The organism is Pseudoalteromonas sp. T1lg75 (genome assembly GCF_002964705.1).
In the GTDB taxonomy this organism is placed as follows: Bacteria; Pseudomonadota; Gammaproteobacteria; order Enterobacterales; family Alteromonadaceae; genus Pseudoalteromonas.
In genome coordinates this window covers 303,727-321,355 of sequence record NZ_PQCD01000053.1, presented here as the reverse complement: position 1 = coordinate 321,355, position 17,629 = coordinate 303,727, and the positions used below count along the sequence as shown (strand labels likewise).

Below are 17,629 nucleotides of genomic sequence, written 5' to 3'. Positions count from 1 at the left end.
TCTTTCTTACTTGTTTCCAGTAAATAAAACCCAGCTCATCGGTAACCTGCTATAACGCATCGAACCATGGCATGGCTTGGTATTAAAATTCCAATTCTAAACTCGCTCCTTGCTCTCGCAGCCACGCCTTAGCTTTGTGTGTATGCTCGTAATGCTGATTAACCAGGTGCCAAAACATTGGACCATGATCCATATGACAAATGTGCGCCAGTTCATGTACCACAACATAATCAATCACCCAGTGTGGCGCTCCCGCCAGCAGTGTATTAAAGGTCAATCTTTGCCGACGATCACAGCTGCCCCAACGGCGTTTATAGACACGTACCTTCACACCCTGTGCCTGTACGCCCAAACGCGGCTGCCAATAGTCCAAGCGAGATTCAATAAAGCGCCCTAGCTTATCGGCCATAAAAGCCAATAACAGCTCCTTGGCTTTTTCCTGTCGGTGTTGAACCCGAGTGCCCAGGCTCACCTCAATGCGGTTATCGAACTGTCTAACCGAGCTGTTCCTGGCGCTTTTAAGCGCCAGGGGCACAGGCTGACCGAATAAGCTTAGGGCGCCATCCACAAGGGGGCGACTTTTAAAGCTTCGCAGCGCTCCCTGGCGCACTAGCTGTTTGGCAATCCAATCCCGTTTACTGGCGACAAACTCGGCAATAAAACGCTCACAGGTGCCCGTTGGCGCCTTGACCTGCAGTTGCTGCGCTTTGATGATAATGGCCACAGTGGAGCGCTTCGCACTGTAAGTAATTTGATAGTCCATCGGCACATCGGCTGCCACTTGTTGATGCACAATAACGCCTTATTTCGTTGCTTGGGTAGTTCGATTAGGTGAATGGGCTAAGCCTGAGTCGCCTTAGGCTTTGCCTTAGGTTAAAGCAGTTTCTGCACGGCCTCGTATTCAAAGCAGGTGATCTCGTGCATATTGGCACTGGGATCGCGAAAATAAAGGGAGTGAGAAACCTGATGATCCGCCAAGGTAGTCTTAACGCCCTGCTCTTCAAGATGACGAACCCAGTGAACAAAGGCCAGAGCATCGGCGGCAAAGGCAATGCCATTGCTGATGCGGTTGCCCATAAACAATGCCAGGCAAATCGTTTTAGCCTGATCTTGCAACATCAATGGACCATCGTCCTGATGGTGATACCAAAACTCCAGCTCGGGCACAATTTCAAAGCCCATCACAGTGCGATAGAAGGCTAACGCCTGCTCCATGTCTTTTACCTGTAGGTGACAATGGTGCACTCCTCGCAACAGCGGCGCCTTAGTCATAGCTCATTCCTATCTCTTTCCCCAGCTGACGTAGAAAGTCCTGCATATACGCGGTACGCTGCTGCGCTTCAACGCGCGCGCTGTGGGTATTCATAGTCTTGGCCAAGCCAAGTAACTTTACGAAAAAATGATCTAAGGTGTACTTGCCGTCATCGGCCTCACGCGCTTGGCAAAACGGGTCGCTCGGATGATACAGGCCACGACAAATAGCGCCGCCCACCTTCATGCAACGGCTTATACCTACCGCGCCTAGGGCATCCATGCGATCGGCATCTTGAACGATTTGTGCTTCCAAGGTCACCGGGGTGATATTGGCACTAAAACTGTGAGCCACAATGGCATGATGAATGCCTTCTAAATATTGTTGTTCATAGCCGATGCTGTGCAAAAACGTGAGCGCCTTATCGGCGGCAAGCAAAGACGCCTTGGCACGATCCGGATGGTTTTTTGCCACCGCCACACAGTCATGCAGCCAGGCCGCCGGCAACACCACTGCCATGTCTGCCTGCTCTTGCACACACAGGTGTTTGGCCACCTGCACCACGCGCTCAATATGGGTAATATCATGGGCCGAATCGGCACTGCCGCATTCAAGGATAAAGTCTCGGCATTGTAGTTCTAATTGCTGCATCGCTTCGCTCAGCAGTGGGGCCTGATAATTCACAGTTTCTCGCTCTATGCTTGGCTGGGTTTACGCTTAACTATACGCTTACTAGGCACCTAATAAAATCAGCGCCAGGGTCATTGTAACCGACAATAAAGGACTGATACCAATTCTGTTAAGTGTGTGATCAGAGATAGCGCTGGATAAATGATGTGATAACAAGGCGGATTTTTTCTTATGTAGTTATTCTACATAGAAAAATTCCAACACAGTTAGCATGATATTTAGCCCGCTATAATGATTAGCTGCTTAAGTGAATTGGTATGATAGCCAATTGGCAAAATTAATTTGAGTATCGGCCCTCGACTACCTAGAATAGCGCCTCAATTTACTATCAGGAGCTGCTATGGCCGGCGCAATTTATCTTCAACCTGGGCGCGAAAAATCACTTAAGCGCAAACACCCTTGGATTTTTTCCAAGGCCGTAAAGAAAGTGAAAGGCAATCTAGCCCTTGGCGATACAGTTACTGTCTACGACAGCCAAGGCAAATTCCTCGCCACCGCAGCGTACAGCCCTGAGTCGCAGATCCGCGCCCGTGTTTGGAGCTTTGACGAGCGCGAACAAATCGATGTGGATTTTTTCCATCAGCGCCTACTGCGTGCACTCGACGCACGTCAACATACCATAGCCGAAGGCGGTCTAACCGGTTTTCGTTTGTGTGCGGCCGAGTCCGACGGACTGCCCGGTATTACCATAGACAAGTTCGCCAATTACCTGGTGTGTCAGCTTCTCAGTGCCGGCGCCGAGCGCCATAAAGGCGATCTTGTTGCCGCCTTGCAGCGCATCTTCCCTGATTGTGCTATTTACGAGCGCTCAGATGTGGATGTGCGCAAAAAAGAAGGCCTGGCTCCGACCACGGGTCCTTTAGTAGGCGACGCTCCAACGACTCCGGTACTGATTGAAGAAAACGGCCTCACCTGTGAAGTGGATATCATAGGTGGCCATAAAACCGGCTTTTACCTGGATCAACGTGACAGCCGCGCCGCACTTGAGCGCTTTGTCAAAGACAAGGAAGTACTGAACTGCTTCTGCTACACAGGCACCTTTGGTCTGTATGCCCTGCGTGGCGGCTGTAAGGAAGTCACCAATGTCGATGTATCACAAAATGCCCTGGATATAGCAAAACGCAACGTCGAGCATAATAAGCTGGATATGACTAAAGCGCATTTTGTAAAGCAGGACGTATTTAAGCTGCTACGTGAGTATCGTGAGCAAGGTCGTACCTTTGACACTATCGTCATGGATCCGCCAAAGTTTGCCGACTCCAAGGCACAGCTAACCGGCGCCTGTCGTGGCTATAAGGACATCAATATGCTGGCAATGCAATTGCTGAAGCCCGGCGGCACCTTGTTAACCTTCTCGTGCTCGGGCTTGATGGAGCAGAATTTATTCCAAAAAGTGGTGGCCGATGCGGCGCTGGACGCGCACCGTGATCTCTTGATTGTCGAACGTCTCAATCAGGCCGCCGATCACCCTATTTCAGGCCCCTACCCGGAAGGCTTTTACCTTAAAGGCCTGGTGTGTAAGGTTTACTAATCCTAGTCACCTCTGAGTGAGTGCAGCCCTGCACTCACTTAATTAATTTCCAACATTTGCACGCCGACACTGTATTGACCATCGTCCTCGCGGGTACAGCGTACCACTCGAGTGAGGGCATTTAAGGGAGCCACGCTGGCGGTGGCGGATTGAATACGGACCTTGATGGTTGCGCCGGGGTCGACGGCGGTATCGAGAAATAATTGCATGCCGGAAGCGCTCAAATCGTGGCAAATAGCCGTTCGGCTAAACACCTCGTGGCCTTGATTGACTTCAACGGTGGCGTGGGCGTCCACCAACATGCGCCGGAAGTTGCGTTGCTCTTGATGATAAAGCATAAGGATCTCCTCAAGCTGCTTTAAATCAGTGTCTGCAAGCTCTCCATTAGCTCATTCAGCGCCAGAGGTTTAACAAAAAACGCATCACAACCAACCTCATAGGCGTGTTTTTTAGCTGCCTCAGACTCCAGTCCAGACACCATCAATATAGGGATGTCTTTGGTTTCTGGCGTGTTTTTCAATATGCGACAGGTATCGAAGCCGTCCAGCCCGGGCATGCACACATCCAGCATGATGGCATCGGGACGAAATATAAGCGCCTCTTTTAAGCATTGCTCACCTGACTTTGCGTATTTCAACTCAAACTGCTCACCTAATACATGAGTGTAGAAGGTAAAGTTAAAATACTCATCATCAACGACCAGTAGCCTAGCTTTATCTTGTGTACGCAACGCTATCTCACTCCTTGTCTATGCGCTCTCATAATTGTAATTATAACTCACCTTAGGCCAAGCTCACAGCCGCTTAGCCATTGCTAAGGTATTCATTTATAACATTAAGGACGCGTTTGGCTGACACCGGATAAGGCGTGCCCAGGGTTTGCGCAAATAAAGAGACGCGCAGCTCCTGCTGCATCCAAAATATTTCTTTTAACGCCTCGGGTTGCGGCTCCCCTTTAGGGTGCTTGGCCAGGCATTTTTTATAGGCCTCAGCGACCTTATCCAGCTCCAAGGTACACAAACGGTCACGATTCGGATCCACTGGGAGTTTTTCCAAACGGCGCTCAATGGCCTGCATATAACGGCTTAGATCGGCCATTTTATCGGCACCATGGTGGCTGACAAAGCCTTTAAAAATCAAACTTTCAAGCTGCGTTTTGATGTCGCCATGGGCGGTGATCATGCTGAGATCCACCTTGCCGCGCATGCGCTTATGAATGGCATGGGCGCGACTGAGTACCTGCTCCACCTGCAAGGCGATGGCCACTACAGTGTCGCCAAGTTCACCGCGGATGTGTTCTTTTGCGCCATTGAATTGCTCGGCGTCTCGAATATCGCCGAAATCCGCCAAGAGCTTATCGACGGCGGCGGCAATACAGTCATCAATCAGTAACTGCACCTTGCCAAAGGGATTAAAGTACAGACCCAGCTTGGCCTTATTCGGCAGGTTTTGCTGCAGGTATTTTATCGGCGAAGGAATATTCAGCAGTACCATACGGCGCAAACCCTGTTGATGGGCCACTTGCGCCTTGGTTGGCGAGTCGAACAACTCGATGGCGGTACTGTCTTTTTTATCCACCAGGGCAACATAGGCTTTAACCTCATACTGCCCCTGTTTCTTCACGTACGACTCGGGCAGAGCGTCGAATTGCCACTCGGTTAAGCCCTGACGCTCTATACCCTCATCGGCCACCTGAGACAGGGTATCACTCACCTGATCTGCCAGCTTGGCTTTGAGGGCATCCAAATCATAACCACGGGCAACCAATTTGTTTTTATCGTCACGCACCTCAAAGGCCATGCGTAAGTGCTCATCGACACTCAGCAAGTCGAACTGTTCGGCCTCAACCTTGGCGCCGGTCATACGGAATAGGCGCAGTGCCAGGGCATCCACCAGCTTACCCTGCAGCGGCTGCACCGAACTCAATACCGCATCGGCATAGTTAGGCGCAGGTACAAAGTTTCGGCGCTGGGCCTTTGGTAAAGACTTAATCAGCGCACAAATAAGCTCATGCCTGAAGGCGGGAATATGCCAGTCAAAGCCCTCACTTTGCACCTGGTTAAGCAGTGCCAAGGGTATTTGCACCGCCACACCATCGATATCCTGTCCCGGTTCAAAGCTGTAGCGCAGCGGCAAAACCAGGTTGCCCTGCATCCACACATCCGGGTAATTATCGGCGGTAATATCATCGGCGCCGTGGCGCATCAGCGCCTCTTTGCTCATATGCAAAAAGCGTTTATCTTTGCGCTTTTGTTCCTTATACCATTTCAAGAAACTGACGCGGTTACAGACATCCGCCGGAATGTGCTTATCGTAGAACTCGTACAGGGTATGCTCGTCGACCAAAATATCGCGACGACGCGCCTTGTTCTCTAAGTCCTGCACCTCTTCAATGAGTTTACGATTCACCTGCAAGAAGGACTCGTTGGCGCCTAACTCCTGCTCCACCAAGGCGGTGCGAATAAAGATTTCACGGCTGACTACCGGGTCAATTTTGTCATACTGGCTGCGCTTTTTCGCCACTATGGTGAGGCCATACAGGGTTTGCTGCTCAAAGGCGATGACCGCCCCGGCTTTTTTCTGCCAATGGGGTTCGCTGTAGCTGCGCTTGACCAAATGCTGTGCCAGAGGCGCCAGCCAGGCAACATCGATTTTGGCATTGATACGGGCGTAGAGCTTGGAGGTTTCCACCAGCTCCGCCGACATCAGCCATTTAGGCCGCTTTTTAAATAGGTTAGAGCCTGGGAAGATATGAAACTGACTGTTGCGCGCGCCCTGATAGAAGGCGTTTTTATCGTCCTTTTGCCCCACATGACTCAGCAGGCCACTGAGCAGGGCCTGATGCAGGGTCTCAAAACTGGGCTCATTGGTCGCATCCTTTAAGCCCATTTCATCGCAGATGGTCGATACCTGATAAACGATGTCCTGCCATTCGCGAATGCGCATATAGGCAAAGAATTCCTGCTTACAAAGCTTACGGAATTGATTATTGGTCAGCGCTTTTTGTTGCTCTTCAAGGTAGTTCCACACATTTAAAAAGGCGATAAAGTCCGAATCATCGTCGTTAAAACGACCGTGTAACTCGTCCGCCTTGCCCTTTTTATCTTGCGGGCGCTCGCGCGGATCCTGGATAGCTAAGGCGGCGGTGATGATGATCACCTCACGCATGGCGCCAAGCGGCACACTGGCCAGCACCATTTTCGCAAGACGAGGATCAAGCGGAATGCGCGCCAAATCACGGCCCATTCTGGTGAGCTCGATTTGATTACGTTGCTTTGCCGGTTTAACCGCTTCTAACTCTTCGAGTAAACGTACACCGTCATTAATATTGCGGCTATCCGGCGGCTGCACAAAGGGGAAACGGCTGATATCACCCAGTCCAAGGCCAAGCATCTGCAAAATAACCGAGGCCAGATTCGTGCGCAGGATCTCCGGATCGGTAAACTCGGGGCGCCCTAAAAAGTCTTCTTCTGAATAAAGGCGAATACAAATACCCGCCTCCACACGTCCACAACGGCCCTTACGTTGATTGGCACTGGCCTGGGACACGGCTTCAATAGGCAGGCGCTGTACCTTGGTACGATAACTGTACCGGCTAATGCGGGCGGTGCCCGGGTCGATAACGTAGCGAATGCCCGGCACGGTTAACGAAGTTTCCGCCACATTGGTGGCCAGGACGATACGGCGCTTATTACCGGGGTGGAAAATACGGTTTTGCTCGGCATTGGATAACCGGGCATACAAAGGCAGTATCTCGGTATGCTTGAGGTTACGCTTGCTAAGGGCATCGGCGGTGTCGCGAATCTCCCGCTCACCATTCATAAAGATCAGGATATCGCCCGGGCCTTCGTCGTAGAGCTCATCTACGGCATCGAATATCCCTTGCAACTGATCGTTTTCATCCTGTTCCTCGTCGCTGCCGCTAAGCTCTGTAATCGGTCTGTAGCGCACTTCAACCGGATAGGTACGCCCAGACACCTCGATAATAGGCGCGTCGTTAAAGTGACGAGAAAAACGCTCCGGATCTATGGTGGCCGAGGTAATAATGACTTTGAGGTCTGGGCGCTTGGGCAGGAGATTCTTCAGATAGCCGAGAATAAAATCGATATTCAGGCTGCGCTCGTGGGCCTCATCGATAATGATGGTGTCGTACTGGTTGAGATAGCGGTCGTTTTGGATCTCGGCGAGCAAGATACCGTCGGTCATCAGCTTAATATAGCTGCGCTCGCTCACCTGATCGCTAAAACGAATTTTAAAGCCGACGGTTTGGCCAATTTCACTGTCTAATTCTTCGGCGATACGGGCGGCCACGCTACGTGCCGCGAGACGCCGTGGCTGAGTATGACCGATTAAACCTTCGACACCCCGACCAAGCTCTAAGCAGATTTTTGGTAGCTGAGTGGTTTTACCCGAGCCGGTTTCACCGGCGACAATCACCACCTGGTGGTTAGCAATGGCCGCTTTAATGTCTTCGCGTTTTTCACTAACGGGTAAGGCCGCTGGGAAGCTGGGCTTAGGCAGCTCGGCCAGGCGTTTGGCGCGAGCGGCAATACTGGCATCAATAGCGGCGGCTATTTTGGCTATTACACCCTGCTGCTTGTGGGCGTCGGTTATTTTTTGCGCCCCTTGTAGGCGTTTTTTGAGTATAAACTGATCTTTTTTCAAACACTCATTGAGCTTGGCATACAAGGATTTGCTGGCAGACACGCAGGCCCCTAATTAACGGCATAAAATGGTCGGCCAGCTTAGCAAAATATTGCTCTAAAGTGTATCGTTAGACAAAGCGTTTCCCAGGTGCATAATTGTCATGTAAGTGCTTATCCAGCGCCAACAAAATATGAGCCCGAGTGATTATGCCAAGCAACCTGCCTTGCTCGTCGCACACCGGATACATTTTCGGCTTATCTATCTTCATGTTTTCGGCGAGCGTCATCACGCTGTGCTCAGGCGAAACACACAAGGGATCCTTGGTCATCACATCACCAATGACACAATGGGCTTCGTTTTGATAAGTTGAATTAAGCATTTGTTGCAAGCAGTCTTGCTCGGAGACAAACCCTATGACGGTGCCGAGATCATCGACCACCGGACCACCGGTTTGACAGCTTTGAAGTAGTTTTTCCACCGCGCTTTCAATGGACATATTGGCTTTGAAAGTCACAGGTCTGTGGTTATAGTAATCAGCGACTTTGATAGATTGCATACGCACCCCCAAAATTATTAGCGCCAACATACTAAATATAGTTGGCGCCAGGATTTTTGCGTAGCTAGGGGAGTATTTATTCGTCTTTAAAAATAGCCACATAGGTTGGGGTATTGCTGCTCTTACTGGCACGATACATGCCTTCGGTATTAAACGGCATGCTGATGTTGCCCTTGGCATCGACGATGATCACCCCACCTGTGCCACCCGCTTCAAACATGGGTCCAAAAATAACCTCATTACCCGCCTGCTCAATGCTCTTTCCTTGGTATTGCACCCGGGCGCAAATATCGCTCGCCACCTGGTAACGGATAAAGTATTCACCATGGCCCGTGGCAGACACCGCACAGGAGGCATTATCGGCAAAAGTACCCGCACCTATCACAGGTGAATCGCCAATACGACCAAAGCGCTTGGCCGTCATGCCGCCGGTACTAGTGCCTGCGGCGATATTGCCGTGGCTATCGAGTGCCACCGCGCCCACCGTGCCCATCTTGTATGATGTTGGCAAGGCCTGATGCAGGGCCTGGTAATCTTTTGTGGCCGGCTTGGCCTTATCCAACTTTTCCTTGGCCTTAAGCAAAGCTTTATAACGATTTTCGGTATCAAACAGGCTGTTTTCCACCAGCTTCATGCCCTGCTGCTGAGCAAATTCTTCAGCCCCAGCGCCGCTGAGCATCACATGCACGGAATTGGTCATCACCAGGCGGGCTAAATCGATGGGGTTTTCAATATGCTTCACCCCGGCAACGGCACCGGCTTCCCGGGTGCGACCGTCCATAATCGAGGAGTCGAGCTCATGTTCACCCTCGTAGGTGTACACCGCACCTTTACCGGCATTAAAGTAAGGCGAATTCTCCAGCACATTAATGGCCGCATTGATGGCATCAAGGCTGGCACCCCCTTGGTCTAACACCGCATAGCCTGCTTCCACCGCTTCGCTTAATTTGGCGCGATACGCCTTTTCTTGCTCCGGCGTAAAGCGCGCCTTTTCAATGGTGCCGGCACCGCCGTGAATGGCGATGGCGATTGGATTTGCAGAAGTATCTGCGAATGCCGAGAAAGAAGACATGCTAAGAAGTGCTAACGCACCGAGTAAAGACGATTTCATACCTTGCCTTAATGATGGGGATAATAGAATTCCACTATGCGCAATGTTCATGTTGTGCGCAAGTGCTTGCGATGGGCCGTGTATGTTTCAACGCCGCTGGCAACGCCTTTAGTTTGATTTTCTCGCCACCACGGAGAATATATGCCAGTGATGCGGCTCGCCATTGGCGGTTTCACCGGATACCCTGTGTTCTTGCCAACGCAGTATGTCAAACCCTAGCAACTTATGTTTGATTTGCGTTTCATCCAACACCAAAACCTCGGGCCAATAGGCATCCCTGCTGTAGTGCTCGGAGGCCATGGTGTCTTCGGGGCCGACAAAGGAGCCACAAAATAGACCGTCCGGCAACAGGGCGCCAGTGAGTCTCTCCCAAACCCGATCGAACTCAGCTACCGGGCAAAAAAATAAGCTGGCATCGGCAACAATGAGGTCGGCCTGAGGATAGGCAAAACTGGAAAAGCTCGCTTGGCTAAGGTGAACGTGCGGGTCATGACTAAAACGCGTTTGGCAACGCGCCATGGCTTCGGACTCTATATCAAAGGCATGCACGGTAAAACCCTGTGCGCGTAAATAGGCAATGTCGGCACCCGCACCACAACCACAATCGATAACCACCCCATGTTTAGCCACGCACGTCACAGCGAAGCGCAAGTCATCTCTCACGGCGCTGTGCTCGGTTAAGTCGTAATAGCGACTTTTCTCTGTGGTTGTCATCCCCTATTCCTTGTTTTGACAGGCATCTAGGTGTCACTGTTATTTCATCACTCTGGCACGTAACCAAAGTAAAACCACAACAACCAATGGGCACTTTGGGAAGCTTATCGAATTATTATAAGAGTGATATCCAGCACTATTAATACCGCAAGAAAGGTCGCAAAAAAAGAAGCGGTTTTGTCTTTAATCGCTTTTTGCGCATAACCAAAACAACACGCTAACAAGATGCCCGGAATAAAAAAGAATAAAATTTTTTTGTGGGAACGTTCTTCAAACTTATTATATTTATCACTCCATAGTGGTAAGGCTAGATACCTAAAGAAAGCCGGAGTTTTCTCTTTAAACACCTGTTTGTCTAAGTGCTCCGAAAACATCATCATAAAAACAAAAAAAACTGGATAGATGAGCGCTGAGATTATAAAAATCATAACTAACAGAAAGTCTTGCATTTTTCATCCTTGAAATCATTTAGTTAGAAAAGAACTCCCCTAGTCTATCTTATGTAATTTATGGAAATCACTCGATATCTCATAAAAAAAGCCCGAGTGGTTAGCTCGGGCTCAAAGTTGGGATTTTTTACTTGTTACTTGCTTAAATCCAGCATCAGCTTATTCAGGCGGGTTACAAACCCGGCCGGGTCTTTTAAGCTGCCGCGCTCGGCAAGCAGAGCCTGGTCCAGCAGTACCTCTGACCACTGAGTAAACTTGTCTTCGTCCTGCTCGTCGTTAAGGTGCTTAACCAGCTGGTGCTCAGGGTTGAGCTCAAAGACCGGCTTGGTTTCCGGTGCCTTTTGACCGACGGACTCCATAAGCTTGATCATCTGTGAGCTCATATCGTGCTCATCGGCAACCACACAGGCCGGTGAGTCCGTTAGGCGATGGGTAAAGCGTACTTCCTTGACCTTATCGCCCAGCGCCGTTTTAATGCGCTCAAGCAAGCCTTCCACTTCCTTCTCAGACTCTTCTTGGGCCTTTTTGCTCTCTTCGTCGTCAAGGTCACCTAAGTCCAAGTCGCCGCGAGTGATCGACTGGAACTGCTTGTCCTGGAACTCGGTGAGGTGGCTCATCATCCACTCGTCGACACGGTCGCTCAGTAGCAAGACTTCGATGCCCTTCTTGCGGAAGATCTCAAGGTGTGGCGAATTTTTCGCTGCTTCAAAGCTGTCGGCCACCACGTAGTAAATCTTGTCCTGGCCTTCGCTCATACGCTCGATGTACTGCTCGAGTGACACATTCTGCGTGGCTTCGTCCGTATGCGTTGAAGCAAAGCGCAGCAGCTTGGCAATGGCTTCTTTGTTCGCCATGTCTTCCGCCGGACCTTCTTTGATCACGCTGCCGAATTCATCCCAGAAGGTTTGATACTCTTGCGGTTTGTTCTTACCCATGCGATCCAGCATTTTCAACACGCGAGAAGTACAGCCCTTACGAATTGTTTGGGTGATCTTGTTGTCTTGTAAAATCTCACGAGACACGTTTAGCGGCAGATCGTTTGAGTCCAACAGACCTTTTACGAAACGCAGGTAGCTTGGCATAAACTGCTCGGCGTCATCCATGATAAATACGCGTTGTACATACAGCTTTAAGCCGCTTTGACGCTCGCGGTTATACATATCAAAGGGGGCGCGCTTAGGAATGTACAGCAAGCTGGTGTATTCGGTTTTACCTTCCACCTTGTTGTGTGCCCAGGTCAGCGGCTCTTCCCAGTCGTGACCTACATGCTTGTAAAACTCCTGGTATTCTTCATCGCTGATCTCTGATTTATCACGAGTCCACAGCGCCTCTGCCTTATTAATGGCTTCCCAGTGACCCGGTTGCGCTTCGATTTTCTCGCCATCCGGGCCTTCTGATTCTGGTACTGGCTCACGGTACATCTCTACCGGAATGGCGATATGATCCGAGTATTTATTAACTATGCCGCGCAGGCGGAAATCATCGAGGAACTCTTTTTCATCGTCGCGCAGGTGCAGGATGATTTCGGTACCACGGCTGTCTTTGTCGATCTCGGCCAGGGTGTAGTCACCCTCACCTTTTGATTCCCACTCGATAGCATGCGCTTCACCGGCTTTGCGCGTGCGCACGGTTACTTTGTCGGCCACAATAAAGGCCGAGTAGAAACCCACACCGAATTGACCGATCAGCTGAGAGTCTTTGGCTTGGTCACCGGTCAAGTTTTTGAAAAATTCTGCGGTGCCTGATTTAGCAATGGTGCCTAAGGCGCTGATCACTTCATCACGGGTCATACCGATACCATTATCGGCAATGGTTACCGTGCCCTTGTCCTTATCGGCGCTAATACGCACCTTGAGTTCTGCATCGCCTTCGTACAGATCGCCATTTTCAAGGGCTAGAAAGCGCAGTTTATCTGCGGCATCAGAAGCATTCGATACCAGCTCACGCAGGAAGATCTCTTTGTTTGAATACAAAGAGTGGATCATTAAGTTAAGCAGTTGCTTTACTTCAGTCTGAAAGCCAAGCGTTTCTTTTTCTGATGTTGCTGTCATTTCTCTCTCCGTTAGCAAACAGGTTCAACTGAGTAGGTTGATAACCAGATATGCTCTTGTATATGGGGTGATGCGGTTGGGATTCAAGAGATAAAAAACGAAAAAAGCGCCAAAAGGCGCATTTTTGCTGGATTTTAGAGCAAATCAATCGTCGAAGGTGACCTGCTTACGGCCATTAAAGGCATGGGATAAGGTCATGCCATCAACCAGGTCCAGCTCGCCACCGACAGGCACACCATGGGCGATGCGTGAGGCACCCACCTGGTATTGCTTGCACAGCTCGGCAATATAATGGGCCGTGGTTTCGCCCTCTACCGTCGGGTTAGTCGCCAGGATCACCTCGTTAATGTCTCCCGCGGCCAGCTTCTGCTCGAGCACATCCAGGCCAATTTCTTTTGGGCCAATGCCATCAAGGGGCGACAAGTGACCCATTAAGACAAAGTATAGGCCCTGATAATGCCCGGTTTGCTCCACCGCTAATACGTCGCTGGGCGATTCCACCACACACAGCAAGCCGGAATCCTGGCGTTTAATATTGCCACACAGCTCGCACTGCTCTTGCTCGGTAAAAGTACGACAACTGTTGCAATGACCAATATCCACCATGGCCTGGCTTAACGCAGCCCCCAATTGGCTGCCGCCCTCACGGTCACGCTCCAATAAGTGAAAGGCAATCCGCTGAGCCGATTTCGGGCCTATGCCCGGTAAACAACGCAAAGCATCAACAAGTTGAGTTAATTTTGGCGAAAGCTGCATGTAAATTCCGATTAAGCTGCGACACTGTGTAATTCAGCGCTCTATTATGTGGCGTTAAGGTATCAAAACCAAGCGCAAAAGTATAAGGGAGTTGTTAGCCCTACTTTGAGGCCGACTCGATTAGCTCTCGATATGGCGTAACTTTAAGTTCTGACTGAGCACTGTGTTTCTCGTACAAGAAAGTGGTCGAGCCGCCGCCCTCTTTGTAGGCATTTAAAGGGCAATCATCGGAAAGGTTACTGCGAGTGCCGCTCAGCAGCAAGTCGGCCTTGCCATCGCCGTTAAAGTCGGCGATTAATTGCACAAACAATTTAAGCGTATCCTTTACCACGCCACACTCTCGCGTGTGTGAACCAAGCACGGCCTCAAACAAGCGTGGGTGACTTTTGTTATTAACAAGCGAGAGCTCACCCAGGGTCTTGCCTTTAACCAGGGTTTCAAGCTCACGTTGTGCTTGCTGCTTCATTTCGTCGCTCTCAATCCCACCTGGTAATGGAATGATGCTGGTGGGAATATGGTGCCACCAATTGGCAGAGTCCATATCAAAATGATTTTCCTTGGCCACCTTGACCTGTTCAAGCAGGGTCAACTCGGCGCACGCTGCACCGTAGACGAGTTCCCGCCCAAACTCCTCTCGTGATTTGCCATAGCAACCGCGCTTGAGCAAGGCTGAATACTCATCGCAACTGGCATATTTTCTTAGGCTTCCCTGTGTATCCGCGTCCGGGCAAAAAAATTCACCACCGTCCTCAATCATATGTATAAAGGGTTCTTTAAATTCTTCTATTGCCTGGAGGGCTTTCAAGCTTTGGTCGCCGGCTTGAACGTGCATCGAGCCAAGCGCAAGCAGTGTCGTCGTCATTAAAATTGGGGTTAGTTTGAACTTCATAGCCGAGTATCCTTTCTCTTGGGGTTTTCTGAGGGGTCTTATTGTGATGCCAATGATAACGCATCTGAGTATCTAAACGTATTGCTCTTAGGGACTAATGAGCAAAAAAATAGCGCCCTAAGGCGCTATTTTTATATGGTTCTTAATTAGAACGGCATTTTGAAACCAGGAGGTAAGTTCATACCACCGGTTACTTCGGCCATGCGCTTCTGGCTTTCTTCGGCTACACGACGTACGGCGTCGTTACAGGCAGCAGCCAGTAGGTCTTCAATCATATCCTTGTCGTCTTCCATCAAGCTCTCATCCAGCTCAACGCGACGCACATTGTGGCTACCCAGCATGGTTACTTTAACCAGGCCGGCACCGGCTTCACCGGTTACTTCTAAGTTAGCGATTTCTTCTTGGGCTTTTTGCATGCGCTCTTGCATTTGCTGCGCTTGCTTCATCATGTTGCCCATTCCACCTTTAAACATAGTGTTCTCTCTTCATTTAAATCTATGCTGGCAAAGATAAGGCCAGCGAGGAAAAATTACAATGGCTGCACCGAGTTTTCATCAAGGATCGCCGAAAATTGCGTCATTAAACGCTGCACATTGTTATCACCGTGCATCGCCGCCACCGCCTGTTGCAAACGCTGAGCGTCGAGCGCTTCTTGGATCAGTTTTGGCGTACCCGCTACCTCTGGGCTAAACGCTATATGCAATTCGATAGGCTCGCCCAGTTGCTCGCTAAAACATTGCGCCAAGCGTTCGCGTAACGCCGGTCCATCGAGATGTTGCTGACTGGCATCAACCTGCAAAAGCACCTGCCCTTGTTCCTTACGGTAACAGCTTTGCAGGGCAAACTGACGGGTACGCCCACCTAAATTCATCTCGTCTATCAAGGCCGCCCAGGCATCTTGCTGATGGGCAAATTTGATGTCGCTAATGCTGCTGGTAAAGCCTTCGGGCACGGGGATCACCAAGGGCTGCTCTTGCGCCTCGGTATTTGTCGCCGGTGCCTGCAACTGTTGCAGCAACTCGGGGGCCAGCTTTTGCGGGTCCGGCTGGTGCCTGTCGAGCAGGCGCTGCGCCGGCGTTTGCTTACGCTTGGCCGCTTCTAGCTGCTGTTGCTGTTGCTGTTGCTGTTGCTGTTGCTGAGCAGGCTCAGGCATGGCAACTGCAGTTGCAACAGGGGTATCAAAATAACCTGGTGATGCGCTTAGTTCGGCCCGCTCACCCCGGGCCGCTGCCTTTTTTACGTCACCGCCACCTTGGATCACTTCATTGCCGCTTTGCGCCCTTTGGCCAGGTGCGGCTGCAGGCGCAGGCTTTGCCGAAGACGTTGCCGAAGGCGTTGCCAACTTACGGTTTTGCAGAATACGGGCGATGGCCGATTGAGTTTGCTCTTCCAAGGCATGAAGCTGCTCGGCCGGTGCCGCCTGAGCTTGATTGTCCGGCTCTGGACTTACTGGCTGCATTTGCTCAATGCGGGGTTGCACTTGGTCTTGTTCTTGAACGGCGCCCTGATGTACTTGCTCTGGTGCGGCTTGGTGCTGGAATACAGGCTCTGCTGTATTAGGCTGCACTGGCTCGCTGCCCTGATAACCTAACTCTTGAGCCTGTTGTAACACGGCATCAAATTGCGCCGCTGCTTCTTGCTCCTGCGCCACTTCCTCATCCATTTCTACAGCTAGTGCAGAGGATTCAGAAGGCACTTCAGGTGCAGCGACAGGCGTTGTCGCGGGTGTAGCCGCAGGTGCGGACACAGGCTCTGGCCTAGCAGCTTTTGGCGCTGAAGCCAGATCATTATTATTGCGGGCCAGCATGGCGCGCAGGTTAGCCGCTTGCTCTTGGCCCGAGGCCTTAGGGCTGGCCATCTCGCTCACATTGGTTTGCGCTGTTGGCATGGATGCCAAGGCCGCCGGTTCAAAGGCAAGTAGGCGTAACATCAGCATTTCAAAGCCTACCTGTGGTGAGCTGCTCCATTGCAAGTCACGTTTGCCGCTTAACAGCAATTGGTACAGAGTATGAATATGCTGAGGATCGGCGCTGCTGGCCGCCGCAATGACGTATTGGGCATCGCGCTCGCTAAGCGCCGCGGCGCTGGGCACCAGCTGAGTCAGCTGGATGCCATGCATCAGGTTAAGTAAATCGTCTAACACCGCAACATAATTAGGGTTACGCTGCGCTAAGGCTCGGGTTTGTTGCATCAGCTCGGCGCCATCGTGCAGGAGTACGGCACTCAGTAGCTGCTGGGCAAAACGTACATCCATTAGGCCGAGCATGTCTTTGACCGCCTCTTCCACCAGCCGCCCATTGGTTTGAGCTATGGCTTGATCGGTCAGGCTCAAGGCATCACGCATACTGCCGTCGGCTGCCTTGGCCAGTACCGCCAGGGCCGAGTCTTCGTAATGGATTTGTTCCTGGCCGAGAATGTGCTGCAACTGGGTGCTGATCTGCGGAACCGATAAGGCGCTGAGATTAAACTGCAAACAGCGAGATAAGATGGTCACCGGCAATTTTTGCGGATCTGTGGTCGCCAGCAAGAATTTCACATGTTCGGGGGGCTCTTCCAAGGTTTTTAACAGCGCGTTAAAGCTGTGTTTGGAAAGCATGTGCACCTCATCGATAAGGTACACCTTGAATTGTCCTCGTGTCGGTGCATATTGCACGTTATCGAGGATTTCCCGGGTGTCTTCAACCTTGGTACGTGAGGCCGCGTCGATTTCGATAAGATCTATGTACTTACCCGCTTCGATATCTAAGCAGGTGCTACATTGGCCGCAGGGCTGAGCTGAAATACCCTGCTCACAGTTCAGGCTCTTGGCAAAGATTCGGGCGATGGTGGTTTTACCCACGCCTCGCGTCCCTGTAAACAAATAAGCATGGTGTAAACGCTGTTCATTCAGGGCGTTTACCAGTGCCTGTTTTACATGGTCTTGACCAACAAGTTGGTGAAAGGTTTGCGGTCGCCATTTCCTGGCAAGAACCTGATAGCTCATG

16 protein-coding genes are annotated in these 17,629 nt (G+C 50.9%); 1 reads left to right on the top strand and 15 read right to left on the bottom strand.

Annotated elements, in window-relative coordinates; translation table 11 throughout:
* Positions 1-82: 82 nt before the first annotated feature.
* From C2M36_RS14080 to C2M36_RS14070, 3 genes are all read right to left on the bottom strand, one after another.
* Positions 83-793: a M48 family metallopeptidase gene (locus C2M36_RS14080; protein WP_105255427.1), complete on the bottom strand. Its 711-nt coding sequence runs from the start codon at positions 791-793 to the stop codon at positions 83-85.
* An 80-nt stretch (positions 794-873) separates the two neighbouring features.
* Positions 874-1,272, bottom strand: coding sequence for a VOC family protein (locus tag C2M36_RS14075; RefSeq protein WP_105255426.1), 399 nt, complete (start codon positions 1,270-1,272; stop codon positions 874-876).
* Positions 1,265-1,903 carry an HD domain-containing protein gene (locus C2M36_RS14070; protein ID WP_105255527.1) on the bottom strand — a complete coding sequence of 213 codons (639 nt, stop codon included), beginning with the start codon at positions 1,901-1,903 and terminating at the stop codon, positions 1,265-1,267. Before C2M36_RS14070 ends, C2M36_RS14075 begins: the two co-directional genes overlap by 8 nt.
* Positions 1,904-2,282: 379 nt before the next feature.
* Here C2M36_RS14070 and C2M36_RS14065 point away from each other — a divergent pair, with 379 nt between their 5' ends.
* Entirely contained in the window at positions 2,283-3,473 is a 1,191-nt protein-coding gene (locus C2M36_RS14065) for a class I SAM-dependent methyltransferase (RefSeq protein ID WP_105255425.1), read from the top strand.
* A 38-nt stretch (positions 3,474-3,511) separates the two neighbouring features.
* Here C2M36_RS14065 and C2M36_RS14060 read toward each other — a convergent pair whose 3' ends face one another.
* From C2M36_RS14060 to dnaX, 12 genes are all read right to left on the bottom strand, one after another.
* On the bottom strand, positions 3,512-3,811 hold the full coding sequence (locus tag C2M36_RS14060; protein ID WP_105255424.1) for a PilZ domain-containing protein: 300 nt from the start codon (positions 3,809-3,811) through the stop codon (positions 3,512-3,514).
* A 20-nt stretch (positions 3,812-3,831) separates the two neighbouring features.
* Entirely contained in the window at positions 3,832-4,203 is a 372-nt protein-coding gene (locus C2M36_RS14055; protein ID WP_105255423.1) for a response regulator, read from the bottom strand.
* A 73-nt stretch (positions 4,204-4,276) separates the two neighbouring features.
* On the bottom strand, positions 4,277-8,179 hold the full coding sequence (gene hrpA, locus C2M36_RS14050; RefSeq protein ID WP_105255422.1) for an ATP-dependent RNA helicase HrpA: 3,903 nt from the start codon (positions 8,177-8,179) through the stop codon (positions 4,277-4,279).
* Between the two features lie 67 nt (positions 8,180-8,246).
* On the bottom strand, positions 8,247-8,675 hold the full coding sequence (locus C2M36_RS14045) for a CBS domain-containing protein (RefSeq protein ID WP_105190259.1): 429 nt from the start codon (positions 8,673-8,675) through the stop codon (positions 8,247-8,249).
* A gap of 76 nt (positions 8,676-8,751) precedes the next feature.
* Positions 8,752-9,786: an isoaspartyl peptidase/L-asparaginase family protein gene (locus C2M36_RS14040; RefSeq protein ID WP_105255421.1), complete on the bottom strand. Its 1,035-nt coding sequence runs from the start codon at positions 9,784-9,786 to the stop codon at positions 8,752-8,754.
* A 108-nt stretch (positions 9,787-9,894) separates the two neighbouring features.
* Positions 9,895-10,500 (bottom strand): class I SAM-dependent methyltransferase, encoded by a 606-nt coding sequence (locus tag C2M36_RS14035; protein WP_105255420.1) that lies wholly within the window; start codon positions 10,498-10,500, stop codon positions 9,895-9,897.
* 104 nt (positions 10,501-10,604) lie between these two features.
* Positions 10,605-10,949 (bottom strand): hypothetical protein, encoded by a 345-nt coding sequence (locus C2M36_RS14030; protein WP_105255419.1) that lies wholly within the window; start codon positions 10,947-10,949, stop codon positions 10,605-10,607.
* Between the two features lie 134 nt (positions 10,950-11,083).
* Positions 11,084-13,000: a molecular chaperone HtpG gene (gene htpG, locus C2M36_RS14025; RefSeq protein WP_105255418.1), complete on the bottom strand. Its 1,917-nt coding sequence runs from the start codon at positions 12,998-13,000 to the stop codon at positions 11,084-11,086.
* Positions 13,001-13,144: 144 nt separating this feature from the next.
* Positions 13,145-13,756, bottom strand: coding sequence for a recombination mediator RecR (recR, locus tag C2M36_RS14020; RefSeq protein WP_105212950.1), 612 nt, complete (start codon positions 13,754-13,756; stop codon positions 13,145-13,147).
* A gap of 100 nt (positions 13,757-13,856) precedes the next feature.
* Positions 13,857-14,645, bottom strand: a complete 789-nt coding sequence (locus C2M36_RS14015; protein WP_105255417.1) for an FG-GAP repeat protein — start codon at positions 14,643-14,645, stop codon at positions 13,857-13,859.
* A gap of 146 nt (positions 14,646-14,791) precedes the next feature.
* Positions 14,792-15,118, bottom strand: a complete 327-nt coding sequence (locus tag C2M36_RS14010) for a YbaB/EbfC family nucleoid-associated protein (protein ID WP_105189967.1) — start codon at positions 15,116-15,118, stop codon at positions 14,792-14,794.
* 56 nt (positions 15,119-15,174) lie between these two features.
* Positions 15,175-17,628: a DNA polymerase III subunit gamma/tau gene (gene dnaX / locus C2M36_RS14005; RefSeq protein WP_105255416.1), complete on the bottom strand. Its 2,454-nt coding sequence runs from the start codon at positions 17,626-17,628 to the stop codon at positions 15,175-15,177.
* Between the last annotated feature and the right edge of the window lies 1 nt (position 17,629).